At 71.2% G+C, this 15,416-nt stretch carries 13 protein-coding genes; 3 read left to right on the top strand and 10 right to left on the bottom strand.

The features are described 5' to 3' along the window. Positions 1 to 4 precede the first annotated feature (4 nt). The 6 genes from purU to glyA are packed head-to-tail and all read right to left on the bottom strand — an operon-like array spanning position 5 to position 6,920. A complete protein-coding gene (purU, locus tag AB0878_RS21185; protein WP_366581956.1) occupies positions 5 to 847 on the bottom strand; it encodes a formyltetrahydrofolate deformylase in 843 nt (280 codons plus the stop codon). After that, positions 832 to 1,476 (bottom strand): sarcosine oxidase subunit gamma family protein, encoded by a 645-nt coding sequence (locus AB0878_RS21180; protein ID WP_366581955.1) that lies wholly within the window; start codon positions 1,474 to 1,476, stop codon positions 832 to 834. Before AB0878_RS21180 ends, purU begins: the two co-directional genes overlap by 16 nt. Beyond that, entirely contained in the window at positions 1,466 to 4,099 is a 2,634-nt protein-coding gene (locus AB0878_RS21175; RefSeq protein WP_366581954.1) for a 2Fe-2S iron-sulfur cluster-binding protein, read from the bottom strand. The genes AB0878_RS21180 and AB0878_RS21175 overlap by 11 nt, the downstream gene beginning before the upstream one ends. Next, positions 4,096 to 4,374 (bottom strand): sarcosine oxidase subunit delta, encoded by a 279-nt coding sequence (locus AB0878_RS21170; RefSeq protein WP_366581953.1) that lies wholly within the window; start codon positions 4,372 to 4,374, stop codon positions 4,096 to 4,098. Before AB0878_RS21170 ends, AB0878_RS21175 begins: the two co-directional genes overlap by 4 nt. A 9-nt stretch (positions 4,375 to 4,383) precedes the next feature. Then, the gene (locus AB0878_RS21165; protein WP_366581952.1) at positions 4,384 to 5,616 is read right to left on the bottom strand and encodes a sarcosine oxidase subunit beta family protein; all 1,233 of its coding nucleotides are present in this window, start codon (positions 5,614 to 5,616) and stop codon (positions 4,384 to 4,386) included. Next, entirely contained in the window at positions 5,613 to 6,920 is a 1,308-nt protein-coding gene (gene glyA, locus AB0878_RS21160; RefSeq protein ID WP_366581951.1) for a serine hydroxymethyltransferase, read from the bottom strand. The genes AB0878_RS21165 and glyA overlap by 4 nt, the downstream gene beginning before the upstream one ends. Before the next feature lie 80 nt (positions 6,921 to 7,000). Here glyA and AB0878_RS21155 point away from each other — a divergent pair, with 80 nt between their 5' ends. After that, positions 7,001 to 7,663 (top strand): GntR family transcriptional regulator, encoded by a 663-nt coding sequence (locus AB0878_RS21155; protein WP_366581950.1) that lies wholly within the window; start codon positions 7,001 to 7,003, stop codon positions 7,661 to 7,663. 21 nt (positions 7,664 to 7,684) lie between these two features. Here the strand turns inward: AB0878_RS21155 and AB0878_RS21150 are convergent, their stop codons facing one another. The 4 genes from AB0878_RS21150 to AB0878_RS21135 all read right to left on the bottom strand — a co-directional run bounded on the left by AB0878_RS21150 (position 7,685) and on the right by AB0878_RS21135 (position 12,130). Further along, positions 7,685 to 9,310, bottom strand: a complete 1,626-nt coding sequence (locus AB0878_RS21150) for an NAD(P)/FAD-dependent oxidoreductase (protein ID WP_366581949.1) — start codon at positions 9,308 to 9,310, stop codon at positions 7,685 to 7,687. Between the two features lie 73 nt (positions 9,311 to 9,383). Beyond that, a complete protein-coding gene (locus AB0878_RS21145) occupies positions 9,384 to 10,142 on the bottom strand; it encodes an IclR family transcriptional regulator (protein WP_366581948.1) in 759 nt (252 codons plus the stop codon). 31 nt (positions 10,143 to 10,173) lie between these two features. Further along, complete coding sequence (locus AB0878_RS21140) at positions 10,174 to 11,295, bottom strand: aromatic ring-hydroxylating dioxygenase subunit alpha (RefSeq protein WP_366581947.1); 1,122 nt, start codon at positions 11,293 to 11,295, stop codon at positions 10,174 to 10,176. A 253-nt stretch (positions 11,296 to 11,548) separates the two neighbouring features. Beyond that, positions 11,549 to 12,130 (bottom strand): TetR family transcriptional regulator, encoded by a 582-nt coding sequence (locus AB0878_RS21135; RefSeq protein WP_366581946.1) that lies wholly within the window; start codon positions 12,128 to 12,130, stop codon positions 11,549 to 11,551. A 197-nt stretch (positions 12,131 to 12,327) separates the two neighbouring features. Between AB0878_RS21135 and AB0878_RS21130 the strand changes: the two genes are divergently transcribed. Both AB0878_RS21130 and AB0878_RS21125 read left to right on the top strand, forming a co-directional pair. Further along, positions 12,328 to 13,794: an aldehyde dehydrogenase family protein gene (locus AB0878_RS21130; RefSeq protein ID WP_366581945.1), complete on the top strand. Its 1,467-nt coding sequence runs from the start codon at positions 12,328 to 12,330 to the stop codon at positions 13,792 to 13,794. A gap of 35 nt (positions 13,795 to 13,829) precedes the next feature. Beyond that, positions 13,830 to 15,407 carry an amino acid permease gene (locus AB0878_RS21125; protein WP_366581944.1) on the top strand — a complete coding sequence of 526 codons (1,578 nt, stop codon included), beginning with the start codon at positions 13,830 to 13,832 and terminating at the stop codon, positions 15,405 to 15,407. Positions 15,408 to 15,416 lie beyond the last annotated feature (9 nt).

Here is a 15,416-nt window from a genome sequence, read left to right as displayed (position 1 = left end):
CTCCTTACCGGAAGACGACGGTGCTGTTGCCGTTGAGCAGGACGCGGCGTTCGCTGTGCCAGCGGACCGCTCGCGACAGGGCGAGCGCCTCCGCGTCACGTCCGACGGTGACCAGCTCCCGGGGCGAGTACGTGTGGTCCACCCGCTGCACCTCCTGCTCGATGATCGGGCCCTCGTCGAGGTCGGGCGTCACGTAGTGCGCGGTCGCGCCCACGTACTTCACGCCCCGGTCGTAGGCCTGGTGATACGGCTTCGCGCCCTTGAACCCCGGCAGGAACGAGTGGTGGATGTTGATGGCGCGGCCCGCGAGCTTGCCGCACAGCTCGTCCGAGAGCACCTGCATGTACCGGGCGAGCACGACGAGGTCGATCTCGTGTTCCCACAGCAGGTCCAGCAGCCGCTGCTCGGCCCCGGCCTTCGTCGCCGGCGTCACCGGCACGTGCTCGAACCGCACCCTGGCGGCCTCGACCATCGGACGCAGGTCTTCGTGGTTCGACACCACCAGCGCGATCTCCGCGCCCAGGCTGCCGGCGCGCCACCGGAACAGCAGGTCGTTGAGGCAGTGCCCGAACTTCGACACCATCACCAGCACCCGCGGCGGCGTGCCGTCGGCGAACTCGAACTCCATGCCGAAGTCACCGGCCACCGGCACGAACGCGCGCCGGAGATCGTCCACAGTGGCCGGTACGGAACACGTGAAGGAGGTGCGCAGGAACAGGGAGCCGCGCACGTCGTCGTCGAACTGCTGGTGCTCGACGATGTCGCAGCCGCGTTCCAGCAGGAACGTGGTGACCGCGTGGACGATGCCCGCGCGTTCCGGGCACTTGAGCGTCAGTGTGAAGGCCACAGTGCCTCCTCGGTGTACACGGCCTCCTCGGTGTACACGGCCTCCTCGGTGTACACGGGTTCGTGGGTGTACTCGGTGGCGGCGTCGGCCAGCCAGGCGGCGAAGTAGGGCGCGAAGGACTGGCGCACGAGCACGGTGAACTCGCCGGCTTCGCGGACCAGCAGCACGATTCCCGTGCGGGCCAGCAACGTCTGCACGCAGGTCCCGGGCGGCGACACGGCCGGGTCCAGGTCGATCGCGCAGCCGTGCGCGAGCACGTCGCGCACCGCCGGGCCGGCCAGCCGGACGGTGGTGCGCTGCGCCGACGTGTCGGTCACCGCGCCCACTCCGATCGCCGGCCGCAGATCCGCTTCGGTCACCGCGCCGGGCTCGGCGAGGACCAGGTATTCGTCCGGGCCCAGCCACGCCACGTCGACGGTGCCGAAGGGACCGGCACCCGAGGTGAAGGTGCACGGCTCGGCCGGCAACGGCACCCCCAGCACCTCCCCCACGGCATCGTGGCCTTCGCGCACCCGCACCGTCAGCTGCGTCCGGAACGGCCGTTCCTGCGCGACCAAGGCGGGCGCGAGAGCCGCCAGCGCCGCCGCGTGGTCCGCGAGCGGGGCGCGGCGCATCAGGTCAACCGTCACGACGGGTCCCCTCCTTGTCGAACAGCACGGACTCGGTCACGGTCACCGGCACCACGGCGTCGCCCACCGGCACGTACAGCGTCTGGCCGACGCGTTCCCGGCCGGACCGCAGCAGGGCGAGGGCGAACGTGCGGCCCAGCGCGGCGCTGCGGTAGCTGGACGTGACGTGGCCGAGCATGCGCACGGGCGGCTCGGGCACGTGGTCGGTCTCGATCAGCTGCGAGCCCTCCGGCAGCAGCACGGCCGGGTCCTGCGGCAGCAGGCCGACGAGCTGCTTGCGGTCGGGCCGCAGGTTCTCCGCGCGGGTGAAGGACCGCTTGCCGAGGAAGTCGGGCTTCTTCTTCGACACGGCCCAGCTCATGCCGAGATCCTGCGGCGTCACCGTGGCGTCGGTCTCCTGGCCGATGATCGGGTAGCCCTTCTCGGCGCGCAGCACGTGCATGGTTTCCGTGCCGTACGGCGTGATTCCGTCTTCGGCGCCGGCCGCCAGCAGCGCTTCCCACAGCGTGATCCCGTGCCAGGAGGGCACGTTGATCTCGTACGCCAGCTCACCCGAGAAGCTGATCCGGCAGACGCGGGCGTCGATGCCGGCGACCACCGCGTCCTGCCAGGTCATGAAGCCGAAGGCGTCGTTCGACACGTCGAGGCCGGGCGCGACCTTCGCCAGCACCGCGCGGGACCGCGGGCCGACGAGCGGGATCGTGGCCCAGTGCTCGGTCACCGACGTGGCGAACACGCGCAGGTGCGGCCACTCCGTCTGCAGCCACTCCTCCATCCACTGCAGCACCATCGCGGCGTTGCCGGTGGTCGTGGTGACGAGGAACCGGTCCTCGGCCACGCGAATCACGGTGCCGTCGTCGATCACCATGCCGTCGACGCCGCACATCACGCCGTAGCGGATGCGGCCGACCTGCAGCGAGCTCATCAGGTTCGTGTAGAGCAGGTCGAGGAATGCCGCGGCGTCCGGGCCCTGCACGTCGATCTTGCCGAGCGTGGAGCCGTCCATCAGCGCGACGCCGGTGCGGGCCGCGCGGCATTCCCGCAGCACCGCCGTTTCGAGGTCCTCACCGGGCCGCGGGTAGTACCACGGCCGCTTCCACTGGCCGACGTTCTCGAACTCCGCGCCGTGCTCGACGTGCCACGGGTGAAGCGCCGTCACCCGCACCGGGTCGTGCAGTTCGCCGCGGTTGCGCCCGGCCAGTGCGGCGAACGACACCGAGGTGTACGGCGGGCGGAACGTCGTCGGCCGCTGCCCGGCCAGGTCGCGCCCGAGCGCCTCGGCGGTGATGCCCGCCGCGAGCAGCCCGGACGTCTTGCCCTGGTCGTGTGCGGTGCCGATGGTCGTGTAGCGCTTCACGTGCTCCAGCGACCGCAGGCCGGCGCCGGTCGCGCGCAGGACGTCGGACACGGTGGCGTCGCGCTGCAGGTCGACGAACCGGGTGTCCACTTCGGACTCCGCCGCCGGGACCTGCCACAGCACCTTCGCCTCCGGCAGGCCTTCCCCCGAGGCCCTGCCGACCACACTCACGGCCGGCAGGTCATCGTCGGGCACGTAGGCGCCGAGCTCGGGGGCGTAGCGCAGCGTACCGCGGGCCTGGCTGAACAGGTGCACGGCCGGGTTCCAGCCGCCGGACACGAGCAGCAGGTCGCAGGCGAAGCGATCCCCTTGCGTGGCCCCGAGTTCCGCGACGACCGCCGACGTGATGCGGTCACCGCCCGCGGTGCCGACGACCCCGTGCCCGGTCCGGATCTCGATGCCCCGGGCCGCGGCGTCCTCCCTCAGCCGGGCGGACACGGTGTGCCGCGCGTCGGCGATCACCGCGATCTCCGCTCCGGCATCGGCCAGGTCGAAAGCGGCGTCGTACGCGCTGTCGTTCGTGGTGAACACGACCGCGCGCTGCCCGGCGAGCACGCCGTAGCGGTTCAGGTACGTCCGCGCGGCGCCGGCGAGCATGATGCCGGGCCGGTCGTTGTCGGGGAACACCACGGGCCGCTCGTGCGCGCCGGTCGCGAGCACAATCCGTTTCGCGCGGATCCGCCACACCCGCTGGCGTGAGATCCGCTCGGGTGCCGCGTTCTCACCACGGCGTTCCAGCGCCAGCACGAACCCGTCGTCGTACACGCCGAACGCCGTCGTGCGGGAGAGGAACCGGACGCCGTCGGGGATCTCCCCTCTCGGCTCGGGCCGGTCGTCGACCAGGAGCACGCGGCCGGAGCCCTCGGCCGCGGCGGCCAGCCCGGCCGGCCCGGCGCCGACGACCAGGACTTCGCAGTGGATGTGCTTGGCGTCGTAACGCGCCGGGTCGGGCCCGGCGGCGAGCCGGCCCTGCCCGGGCAGGCCGCGGGCGACCAGGCCGTCGTACAGCTCGACGGTGGTCGCGCTGAGCATCGGCTCCGGGAACGGCGCTTCGATCTGCACGAGCGCGGTCGCGTCCTCGACGCCCGCCGCGAGGATGCCACGCGGGCGCCCGTACTTGATGCTCGTGGCCACCTGGTGCACGCCGTTGGCGAGCAGGGCCGAAGCGAGGGTGTCGCCGCGGAAGCCGGTCAGCTCGCGGCCGTCGAAGGTGAACTTCAGCGGGGCGGCGCGGTCGACGGCGCCGCGGCCGGGCAGCCGGGTCACGGGATCACCGGCCTGGTCTCGTCGAGGCGGTAGACCGCCAGGAGGTCGTGGGTGCGGGTGTCGCGCACGGCGTTGAACCAGCGGCGGCAGCCCGCGCTGTGGGTCCACCGCTCGGGCAGCGGACCGCTCGGGTTGGCGCGGAAGAAAACGAACTTCGCCCAGTCCTCATCGGACAGTGCGGCCGGATCCTGCGGGTAGGCGACGTGCGCCTGGCCGCCGTAGTGGAACTCGGTCTCCTCGCGGGGACCGCACCACGGGCACGGGATGAGTTGCACAGGGAGCTCCTAATGAGCGACGGCGGCGGCGCCGTGCTCGTCGACGAGGGCGCCGGTGGTGAACCGGTCGAGGGTGAACGGCTCGGTGTACGGGTGCGGCTTGCCCTTCGCCACGGTGTGGGCGAAGCAGTCGCCGACGCCGGGCGTGGCCTTGAACCCGCCGGTGCCCCAGCCGCAGTTGACGTAGAGGTTCTCCACGGGCGTGAGGCCGACGATCGGCGACGCGTCGGGTGTGACGTCCACGATCCCGGCCCACGTGCGCAGCAGGTGCGCCCGCGCGAACACCGGGAACAGCTCCAGCGCGGCGGCCATCTGGTCCTCGATGATGTGGAACGCGCCGCGCTGGCCGTAGCCGGCGTAGGAGTCGATGCCGGCGCCCATCACGAGCTCGCCCTTGTGCGCCTGGGACACGTAGACGTGCACCGCGTTCGACATCACCACGGTCGGGTGCACCGGTTCGAGCAGCTCCGACACCAAGGCCTGCAACGGGTGCGACACCAGCGGCAGGTCGAACCCCGCCAGCTTCGCGACCACGGACGAGTGCCCGGCGGCGCACAGCGCGACCTTGCCCGCCGCGATCCGGCCGCGAGTCGTGTCCACGGCGGTGACCCGGCCGGCCGCGGTCTCGATGCCGGTGACCTCGCAGTCCTGGATGAGGTCCACCCCCAGCGCGGCCGCGGCGCGCGCGAAGCCCCACGCCACGTAGTCGTGCTTCGCGATCCCCGCGCGCGGCTGGTAGGTGGCGCCCAGCACCGGGTAGCGCACGTCGGGCGAGGTGTTGACGATCGGGCAGATCTCCTTGACCCCGGCCGCGTCGACCCACTCGGCGTCGATGCCGTTGAGCTTGTTGGCCTCCACGCGGCGGACGCTGTCGCGCACGTCCTGCAGGCTGTGCGCGAGGTTGAGCACGCCGCGCTGGCTGAACAGGATCGGGTAGCCGAGGTCCTCTTCGAGGCCTTCCCACAGCTTCAGCGAGTGCTCGTAGATGCCGGAGCTCTCGTCCCACAGGTAGTTGGAGCGGATGATGGTGGTGTTGCGCGCCATGTTGCCGCCCGCGAGCCAGCCCTTCTCCAGTACGGCGACGTTGGTGATGCCGTGGACCTTCGCGAGGTAGTAGGCGGTGGCGAGGCCGTGGCCACCGCCGCCGACCACGACGACGTCGTAGGAGCTCTTCGGTTCCGGGTTGTCCCAGAGGAAGTCGGGGTGCTCGGGCAGGTCGGCACCGGGAGCCGTCGGGGTCACTGCGGGGCCTCCAAGTCCGGGTAGAGCGGGAACTTCTCGGTGAGGGCAGCGACTCGGGCCCGCAGCTTCCCGGCGACGATTTCGTCGAAGCTCGGCAGCAGCGCCGTGGCGACGATGTCCGCGACCTCGCGGAACTCGTCGGCACCGAAGCCGCGGGTGGCCAGGGCCGGGGTGCCGATCCGGATGCCGGAGGTGACCATCGGCGGGCGCGGGTCGAACGGCACGGCGTTGCGGTTGACGGTGATCCCCACCGAGTGCAGGCGGTCCTCGGCCTGCTTACCGTCCAAAACGGAATCGCGAAGGTCCACGAGCACCAGGTGCACGTCGGTGCCGCCGGTCAGTACGGAGATCCCGGCGGCCGCGGTGTCCTCGGCCAGCAGGCGTTCGGCGAGCAGCTTCGCGCCGCGCAGTGTCCGCCGCTGGCGCTCGGCGAACTCCGGTTCGGCGGCCATCTTGAACGCCACCGCCTTCGCCGCGATCACGTGCTCCAGCGGGCCGCCCTGCTGGCCCGGGAACACCGCGGAGTTCACCTTCTTCGACAGCTCGGGGTCGTTCGTCAGCACGACGCCGCCCCGCGGGCCGCCGAGGGTTTTGTGCGTGGTCGTGGTCGTGACGTGCGCGTGGGGCACCGGCGACGGGTGCAGCCCGGCGGCCACGAGGCCGGCGAAGTGGGCCATGTCGACCATCAGGTACGCGCCGGCCTCGTCGGCGATCTCGCGGAACCGCGCGAAGTCCAGCTGCCGCGGGTAGGCCGACCAGCCGGCGATGATCAGCTTCGGCCGGTGCTCCCGCGCGAGCCGCGCGACCTCGTCCGGGTCCACCCGGAAGTCCGTTTCGGACACCTCGTAGGCCGAGACTTCGTAGAGCAGGCCGGAGAAGTTGATCCGCATGCCGTGGGTGAGGTGCCCGCCGTGGGCGAGCGAGAGGCCGAGGATGCGGTCGCCGGGCTTGAGCAGCGCGGCCATGGCCGCGGCGTTGGCCTGCGCGCCCGAATGCGGCTGGACGTTGGCGAAGCGGGCACCGAAGAGCTCCTTCACGCGCTCGCGGGCCAGGTTCTCCAGCACGTCCACGTGCTCGCACCCGCCGTAATAGCGCCGGCCGGGGTAGCCCTCGGCGTACTTGTTGGTGAGCACCGAGCCCTGGGCCTGCAGCACCGACCTCGGCGCGAAGTTCTCGCTGACGATCATCTCCAGCGTCGCCTGCTGGCGGCGCAGCTCCGCACCGATCGCGGCGGCCACGTCCGGGTCGAAGTCCTGCAGGGAACGGCCGAGCACGGCGGCCGCTTTCCCGATCGTCGAGGTCATTCCTGCCTGCTTCCGTTCGCTGAACTCAGAACTGGCTGGTCGACTTCTGATATATCAATCTTCGATGTAGGGTAGGCGGGGTGCGCACCCAGGTCAACAGCCCGATCCCGGTCAGCGGCCCGTCACTCGCGGAACAGGCCTACCTGTTCATCCGCGACCGCCTCGTCATGCTCGACATCAAACCGGGCGACCCGATCAACGAAGACTGGCTCGGCAGCACGCTCGGCATGGGCCGCACGCCGGTGCGCGAGGCGCTCAAACGCCTCGAGACCGAGCACCTCGTGGTCGCCTACCCGCGCCGCGGCACCTTCGCCACCGACGTGAACATCTCCGACCTCGCACACATCTCGGAGGTGCGCCGCACGCTGGAGCCGATGGCGACGGCGGCCGCGGCCGAACGCGCGTCGGAGGCGGACCGAGCGGGCCTCACGGTGCTGCGCGAGCAGCTCGACGCGGCGAACCCCGCCGGCAACACCGAACTGCTGCGCACCGACCTCGAACTGCACCGTGCGATCTACGGCTGCGTGCACAACCCGTTCCTCGAGGACACCCTGATCCACTACGACAACCTCGCCACCCGCATCTGGTGCGTGTTCCTGCCGCGCCTGCGCGGCATGGCCGGCCACGTGAACGAGCACGTGCCGCTGCTCACGGCGATCATCGAGGGCGACGCGAAGAAGGCCGCCGATCTCACGCTCGACCACGTGACCGGCTTCGAGGCGGCAATCCGCGAGCTGATCTGAGGCGGGCCCGCCGGATTCCGGTCAGGACAGCAGGAATCCGCGGTACCCGTCGGCCGCGATCTCGTCGGCCCGCCGGCGGTAGGCGCCGACCCCGCCGACGTAGGGCATGAACACCCGGGGTTTGCCGGGCGTGTTCGCGCCGAAGAACCACGTCTCGGTCGATCGGGCGTAGAGGGTCGCCTCCGCCGCTTCCCGGACGTGGTCGACCCAGGCGTCCTCGGCCTCGACGGTGGCCTCGGCCCGGCGCACCCGGTACTCGCGGGCGTGGTCGAGGAAACCGGCCACCCACTCGACGTGCTGCTCGGCCGAGTTGACCATGTTGCTGAACACCGAGGGGCTGCCGGGGCCGGTGAGCAGGAACAGGTTGGGGAAGCCCGCCACGGAGAGGCCGAGGTAGGTGCGCGGGCCGGCGGCCCACTTTTCGGTGAGCGGCCGGCCACCGGCACCGCGGATGTCCATCCGCGACAGCGACCCGGTCATCGCGTCGAATCCCGTGGCGAACACGAGGACGTCGAGGTCGTAGTCCGCGGCGGCGGTGCGCAGCCCCGTCGGGGTGATGGCCTCGATCGGCGCGGAGCGCACGTCGACCAGGGACACGTTGTCCCGGTTGAACGTCTCGTAGTACCCGGTTCCCGAGCAGAGCCGTTTGGTCCCGAAGGGGAAGCCCTTCGGGACGAGGAGTTCCGCCACCCGGGGGTCCTCGACGGTGGCCCGGATCTTGCCCCGCACGAACTCGGCGGTGGCCTCGTTCGCCTCGGGGTCGGTGAGCACGTCCTGGAACGCCCGCATCATGTAGAGCCCGCCGGACTGCCACCGGGACTCGAGCTCGTCAAGCCGTTGCGCGGCGGTGAGATCGCGGTACCGGTTCGGGTTCTGCGGCTGGCTGTGCCCGAATCCCGACACCCGCGCCCGCGCGCGCCGCTCGGGATATTCCGCCTTCCACAGCGCCTCTTCCCGGGTGCCGAGCGGCCGGTTGCGCGCCGGCATGCAGTAGTTGGCCGTGCGCTGGAACACGTGCAGGTGCTCGGCCTGCTCGGCGACGATCGGGATGAGCTGGGTGCCGGACGAGCCGGTGCCGATCACGCCGACGCGCCGCCCCGAGAAGTCGACGGGCCCCCTCGGCCAGTCACCGGTGTGGAACCACTGTCCGGCGAAGCTCTCGAGCCCCGGGAACTCCGGCACCTGGGCCACGGTCAGGCAGCCGGTCGCCATCAGGCACCAGCGCGCCACGACGGATTCGCCGGTCTGCGTGGTGACGGTCCATTCCGCCGTGGCGTCGTCGAAATGCGCGCTGGTGACTCGGGCGTCGAGGGTGATGTGCGGGCGCAGCTCGTAGCGGTCGGCGACGTGGTCGAGGTAGCGCAGCAGTTCCGGCTGCCCGGCGTAGCGCTCGTGCCAGCTCCACTGCTGCTGGAGGTCGTCGTCGAACGAATACGAGTAGTCCATGCTCTCGATGTCGCAGCGGGCGCCGGGGTAGCGGTTGTGGAACCAGGTGCCGCCGACGCCCGAACCCGCTTCGAACAGGCGGACCGAGAACCCGAGGCGCAGCAGGCGGTCGAGCAGGTACAGGCCGGTGAAGCCGGCGCCCACCACCACGGCGTCGAGCCGTCCGGTCGAGGTCGCCGCGGGTGTCCGGGTGGTCGTCATGGTCCGCCTTCCTGCTCGCCGTGCCCCGCCACGATCGGCGGTCGGGGCGGGCGAGGACCACACCGTTTCCCGTTCAGCGAGAAAGTGCGCGGCTGATGCCGCGAGCGGTGGCCAGCACGGCCGGCGTCGCGGCCGAAACGTCCGAAGGGGAATTCGGCACGATCACCGACACCGCCGCCACGACGACGTTCGCGTGGTCGCGGATCGGCGCGGCGATCCCCGCGGCCGCCGGGTGCACCGAGCCGCGCTGGACCGCGCCGCCGGTCCGCCGGGTGTGGGCGAGGGCGCGGCGCAGGTCCTTCGGATCGGTGATCGTCGCGGAGGTGTAGGCGGACAGGCGTGGTTGCGCGAGCACGTCCTCTTGGAGGTCCTTCGGGCCGAACGCGAGCAGCACGAGCCCGGACGAGCACGTGTGCACCGGCAGCCGGCCCGCGACGCGGGTGATGTTCACCGTCGTGCGGCCACGGGCGCTGAGCCGTTCGAGGTAGAGCACGTCGAAGCTGTCCAGCACGGCGAGCTGGGTGTGCTGGCGCACCACCGCGTGGAGGTCTTCGAGGTAGGGCAGGGCGACGTTGCGCAGCCCGAGCGCCGCCGTCGAACGCCAGCCCAGCTCCCACAGCCGCACGCCCACGCGCAGCAGCTTGTCCGGCCCCTTCTCGAGCAACCCGAGTTCGACCATCTGCGCGACGAGACGGTGGGTGGAAGCCATGGGGATCCCGGTGCGGCGGGCGATCTCGGAGGCGGACAGCCGCGGCGTCGCGGGTCCGAACGCCTCGAGGACCCGGGTGGCCCGGCTCAGCGTCGTCTCGCCACCCTGCTCCACACCGATCACGCGGTCACGCTACCGCCGCGCGGCGGCGGACCTAGCCTTCGGTCCGCGCGCGGACCCAGTCGTGGAACGCGCCGATGTGGTGCTCGCTCGGCACGAGGACCCCGCCGCGCGCGTAGGAGCGCGAGTCCATCGCGAGCTGGCAGCGTTCGCACGCCTCGAAGTCCTGCAGGTTCACGCGGTGGAACAGCTCCACGGAGCGGTCGAGGTCCACTCCGGACTCCACGACCTCCGGCAGGTAGAGCCAGTCGCACACCACGAGGGTGCGGTCGGGGGCCAGCGGGAACATCCGGTGCAGGATCACGTGGTCCGGCACGAGGTTCACGAACACCTGCGGCCGGATGGTGATCGCGTAGTACCGGCGGTCCTGGTGCTCCCCCACGCCCGGCAGCCGCGTGACGCCGGCGCTGCCGTCCACGGTGAACCCGGCGATCTGCTCGCCGAACTCCGCGCCGTGGCCCACGTAGTACTGCGCGGCGTAGCCGTCGGCGAACTCCGGCAGCACCTCGGTGAGCTCCGGGTGGATCGTCGCGCAGTGGTAGCACTCCATGAAGTTCTCGATGATCTGCTTCCAGTTGGCCTTCACGTCGTACTCGATGCGCCGGCCGAGCGCGAGCCCCTCGAGCCCGTACGCCTCGATCTCCCCCGGGCCGCCGAGCCGCTCCGCGACGTCGGCCATCACCGTGGCCTCGAACGACGGCGGTTCCTCGGCCAGGCACACCCACGCGTACCCGAGCCACTCGCGCACGGCGAGCTTCGTGAGCCCGTACTCGGTGCGGTCGACGTCGGGCATGCCGGTGAGGTTCGGCGCGGCGATGAGCTTGCCGTCGAGGCCGTAGGTCCACGCGTGGTACATGCACTGGAACGCGCGCTTCACCTGCCCGCTCCGGTCGGTGCACAGGCGGGCGCCGCGGTGGCGGCACACGTTGAGGAACGCGTTCACCTTGCCGTCGCGGCCGCGGGCGACGAGCACGCTCTCGCGGCCGATCTGCACCGTCTCGAAGGTCCCCGCGGTCGGCAGGTCCGCGGTGCGCACGGCGCAGAACCAGTCGGTTTCGAAGATCCGCTCCTGCTCGCGGGCGAAGATCTCCGGGTCGGTGTAGTGGCGGCCGGTCAGCGTCGGCAGCAGGCTCTGCGGGAGGTCGGTGGTGGTCACCGGCGGTGCTCCTCTCGGGGCGGGACGGTCGGTGCGGGAGTGCGGGAAGCGCCGGGTGCGTGACCGGCAGAAGTCATGGGGAGAGCCACCGGCGTTGATGTTGCGCAGGGCGCGCCGCGTTGCTCTCTCCGGAACACAATGCGGGCGCTCGAGGGCGCTGTCAAGGACGGGATTTTCGCGTCACCCGATTACCGGACGCGGCCGGGAAACCGGTGCGCGGAACCGGTTTCGGCTCAACCCCAACGAAAACCCGTCAGGCCGAGGGACCTTCGATGGCCCGCCGGAAGAGGGCTTCGATCTCCGGCCGGGCCGGCTGCGGGTCGGCCAGCGCCGCCTGCATGAGCAGGCCGCAGAACAATCCGGCGAGCAGCCGCCCGGTGAGCGGGTCGGTGCGGGTGGAGAAGAGCTTGATCAGCGCGTCGTCCCACGCCGCGCTCGCCGGACGCAACCGCGGCCGGTGCAGGGCGGCGACGTAGAGGTCGTACTCGACGACCGTGTGCGGGTAGAGCTCGTGGATGTAGCCCATCACCAGATCGGCCAGCGCCGCGGCGAAGTCGGCTTCCGGGTCGAGCGCCTGCTCCCACTCCTGAAGCTCGCGCACGTTGTTCGCGGCGGCTTCGTGCAGCGCCACCTCGAGCAGGTCGTCCAGCGTCGCGAAGTGGTAGGTCGTGGAGCCGAGCGGCACCCCGGCGGCGGCCGCGACGGCGCGGTGGGTCAGCCCGTCGATGCCGCGTTCGGCCACGACCTCGATGGCCGCCTTCGCGATCCGGGCCCGCCGCTCGGGGTCGTTGGGGCCGCGCAGCTTCCTGCGCCCGGCGGTGTCACGCGTCGTCATCGCCGCCAAGCTCCTTCACTCACCGGTCTCGTCGGGCACCGCTGATCGTCGCACGGCCTCGCGCGAACGCCCGGTGTCGGCTCCGAGAACTCGTTGTGGACATGTGTACACGCTTAGCGTACAAATGTACGCACTCGAAGTGCCGCGCGTCACACCCCGCGTGGCAAAAGGCTCCGCGAGCTGCTTGGGAAGGCCTGATGAAGGACCTCCACATCGACGGAATCTGGACCGAAGCCGCCGGCGAGGCGCGCTCGGAAGTGCTCAACCCGGCCAACGGCGAGGTGCTGGCCACCGTGGCCGTGGCGGGTCCCGCCGAGGTCGGCGCCGCCGTGACCGCGGCCCGCCGCGCGTTCGACGGCGGGCCCTGGCGAAGAACGACCGCGGCCGACCGCGCGGACCTGCTCACCCGCATCGCCGCGCTGCTGCAGCGCGACCGCGAGGACCTGGCCCGCACCGAAACGCTCGACACCGGCAAGACCCTCGCCGAGGGCCGCATCGACATCGACGACGTCACCGCGGTCTTCCGCTACTACGCCGCCCTCGCCGCGCACGACGCCGGCCGGGTGGTGGACACCGGCGACCCGCGCGCGATCAGCCGGATCACCCACGAGCCGGTGGGCGTCTGCGCGCTCATCGCGCCGTGGAACTACCCGCTGCTGCAGATGTCGTGGAAGCTCGCCCCGGCGCTGGCCGCGGGCAACACCACCGTGCTCAAGCCGAGTGAGGTCACCCCGCTGTCCACGATCCGGCTCGTCGCGCTCGCCGAAGAAGCGGGCGTGCCGGCCGGGGTGGTGAACCTGCTGCTCGGCCCGGGCGCGGTCGGCGCGGCAATGGTGGAGCACGCCGGCGTCGACCTCGTGTCGTTCACCGGCGGGCTCGCCACGGGCGAGAAGATCATGGCCGCGGCCGCGCGCGGAGTCCGGCGTGTGGCGCTCGAACTGGGCGGCAAGAACCCCAACGTGGTGTTCGACGACGTCGATTTCGAGACCGCGCTCGACTACGCGCTGGCCGCCGCGTTCGTCCACTCCGGACAAGTCTGCTCGGCCGGCGCGCGGCTGATCGTGCAGGACGGCGTACACGACCGCTTCGTCGCCGAGCTCGCCGCGCGGGCCGACCGGATCCGCGTCGGCGACGGGCTCGACCCCGCCAGCGAAGCGGGCCCGCTCGTGTCCGAAAAGCACCGGGCGAAGGTCGAGGGCTACATCGCCGGTGCGATCGAAGCGGGCGCGACGCTGCGCGCGGGCGGCGGCCGGCCCGACGATCCCGCGTTGCAGCGGGGGTTCTTCCTGCGCCCCACCGTGTTCTCCGGCTGCACCCGCGACATGGCCGTGGTGAGGGAGGAGGTCTTCGGGCCGGTGGTGACCGTCGAGCGGTTCACCGACGAGGCCGAGGCGATCACACTCGCCAACGACACCGACTACGGGCTCGCCGGTGCCGTGTGGACGTCGGACGCCGGGCGGGCGCAGCGCGTGGCCGGGGCACTTCGCCACGGCACCGTGTGGATCAACGACTACCACCCCTACCTGCCGCAGGCGGAGTGGGGCGGGTTCGGCCGGTCGGGCATCGGCCGTGAGCTCGGCCCTTCGGGGCTGGCGGAGTACCGCGAGACCAAGCACGTCTACCACAACATCGATCCCGTACCGCAGCGCTGGTTCAAAGGCTGATTCCCCTCCCCCACCACCTTCGAGGACGACGAACCATGACCACACGATCCAAGCCGGCGGGCGGGGGGTCCGCCGGGGACCACTCCGACAGCTCCGAGCTCGCCAAGTTCGGCTACCGCCAGGAGCTCGAGCGTTCCCTCGGCTCCTTCTCCAGCTTCGCCGCCGGGTTCAGCTACATCTCGATCATGACCGGCGTGTTCCAGCTGTTCTTCTTCGGCTTCGGCTCGGGCGGCCCGGCCTTCATCTGGACCTGGCCGCTCGTGTTCATCGGCCAGCTGGCCGTGGCGCTGTGCTTCGCCGAGCTGGCCGGGCAGTTCCCGCTCGCCGGTTCGGTGTACCAGTGGGCCAAGCAGATCGCGAAACCCGCGACGTCGTGGCTCGCGGGCTGGATCATGATCATCGGCGCGATCGTGACCGCCGCGGCCGTCGCGGTCGCGTACCAGATCATCCTGCCGCAGGTCTCCACCGCGTTCCAGATCGTCGGCAGCGACTCCGACGCCGGCCTCACCTCCACGCCCGGCGGCGCGCAGAACGCGATCATCCTCGCGCTCGTGCTCGTGGTGTTCGCGACGATCGTGAACATCATCGGCGTGAAGCTGATGGCGAAGATCAACAACTTCGGCGTGGCGGTGGAGCTCGGCGCGAGCGTCCTGCTGATCATCGCGCTCGCCGTGCACATCAAGCGCGGCCCCGGTCTGGTGTTCGACACCCACGGCACCGGCGACGGCCAGTCGCTCGGGTACCTCGGCGCGTTCCTGGTCGCGTCGCTGATGAGCGCGTATGTGTTCTACGGCTTCGACACCGCGGGCTCGCTCGCCGAGGAGACCACGCAGCCGCGCAAGCACGCGCCCCGGGCCATCATCCGCGCGATCACGGCCGCCTTCATCGTGGGCGGGCTGATGATGCTCGTCGGCATGATGGCCGTCGGCGACCTCAACGCCGAGGAGCTCTCCACGTCCGGCATGCCGTACCTGCTCAAGAGCACGCTCGGCACCGGCCTCGGCGACGCGTTCCTGATCTGCTCGGCCATCGCGATCACCGTGTGCTGCCTGGCCGTGCAGACCGCCGCGATCCGCATGACGTTCGCGATGGCGCGCGACGGGCGGCTGCCGTTCAGCAAGGCGCTGGCGAAGGTGTCGCCGCGCTCGAAGACGCCGATCCTGCCGGCGCTGATCACCGGCGGGCTCACCGTGGTGGTGCTGCTGATCAATCTCGGCAACCAGCGGGCGTTCTTCGTGCTCACCTCGACGGCGATCATCCTGTTCTACATCCCCTACCTGATGGTCACCGGCCCGATGCTGGTACGCCGCCTGCGCGGGCAGTGGCCGCGCCCCGGGCACGGCCCGTACTTCAAGCTCGGCCGCTGGGGCACGCTCGTGAACTTCGTCGCGGTCCTCTACGGCGCGGGCATGACGATCAACCTGATCTGGCCGCGGGCCGAGGTCTACGGCGACGACCACTGGTACTTCCAGTGGGGCGCGGTGCTCATCACGGGGCTGATCGTGCTCGTGGGCGGGGTCCTGCTGTGGGTGCGCCGCAGGCACTGGGCGGCCGCGCACACGAGCCCCGAACACCAGCCGGACACCCCGGCGCCCGGTTCCGTGACCGGCTGAGAGAAGGAG

It is taken from the genome of Amycolatopsis sp. NPDC047767, from assembly GCF_040704195.1.
In the GTDB taxonomy this organism is placed as follows: domain Bacteria; phylum Actinomycetota; class Actinomycetes; order Mycobacteriales; family Pseudonocardiaceae; genus Amycolatopsis.
This window is presented reverse-complemented; position numbering and strand designations above follow the sequence as displayed.

Excerpts from the sequence above, each read along its gene's own strand:
- AB0878_RS21135 (WP_366581946.1), bottom strand. The coding sequence starts at position 12,130 with ATGACGACGCGTGACACCGCCGGGCGCAGGAAGCTGCGCGGCCCCAAC.
- AB0878_RS21130 (WP_366581945.1), top strand. The coding sequence starts at position 12,328 with ATGAAGGACCTCCACATCGACGGAATCTGGACCGAAGCCGCCGGCGAG.
- glyA (WP_366581951.1), bottom strand. The coding sequence starts at position 6,920 with ATGACCTCGACGATCGGGAAAGCGGCCGCCGTGCTCGGCCGTTCCCTG.
- AB0878_RS21125 (WP_366581944.1), top strand. The coding sequence starts at position 13,830 with ATGACCACACGATCCAAGCCGGCGGGCGGGGGGTCCGCCGGGGACCAC.
- AB0878_RS21150 (WP_366581949.1), bottom strand. The coding sequence starts at position 9,310 with ATGACGACCACCCGGACACCCGCGGCGACCTCGACCGGACGGCTCGAC.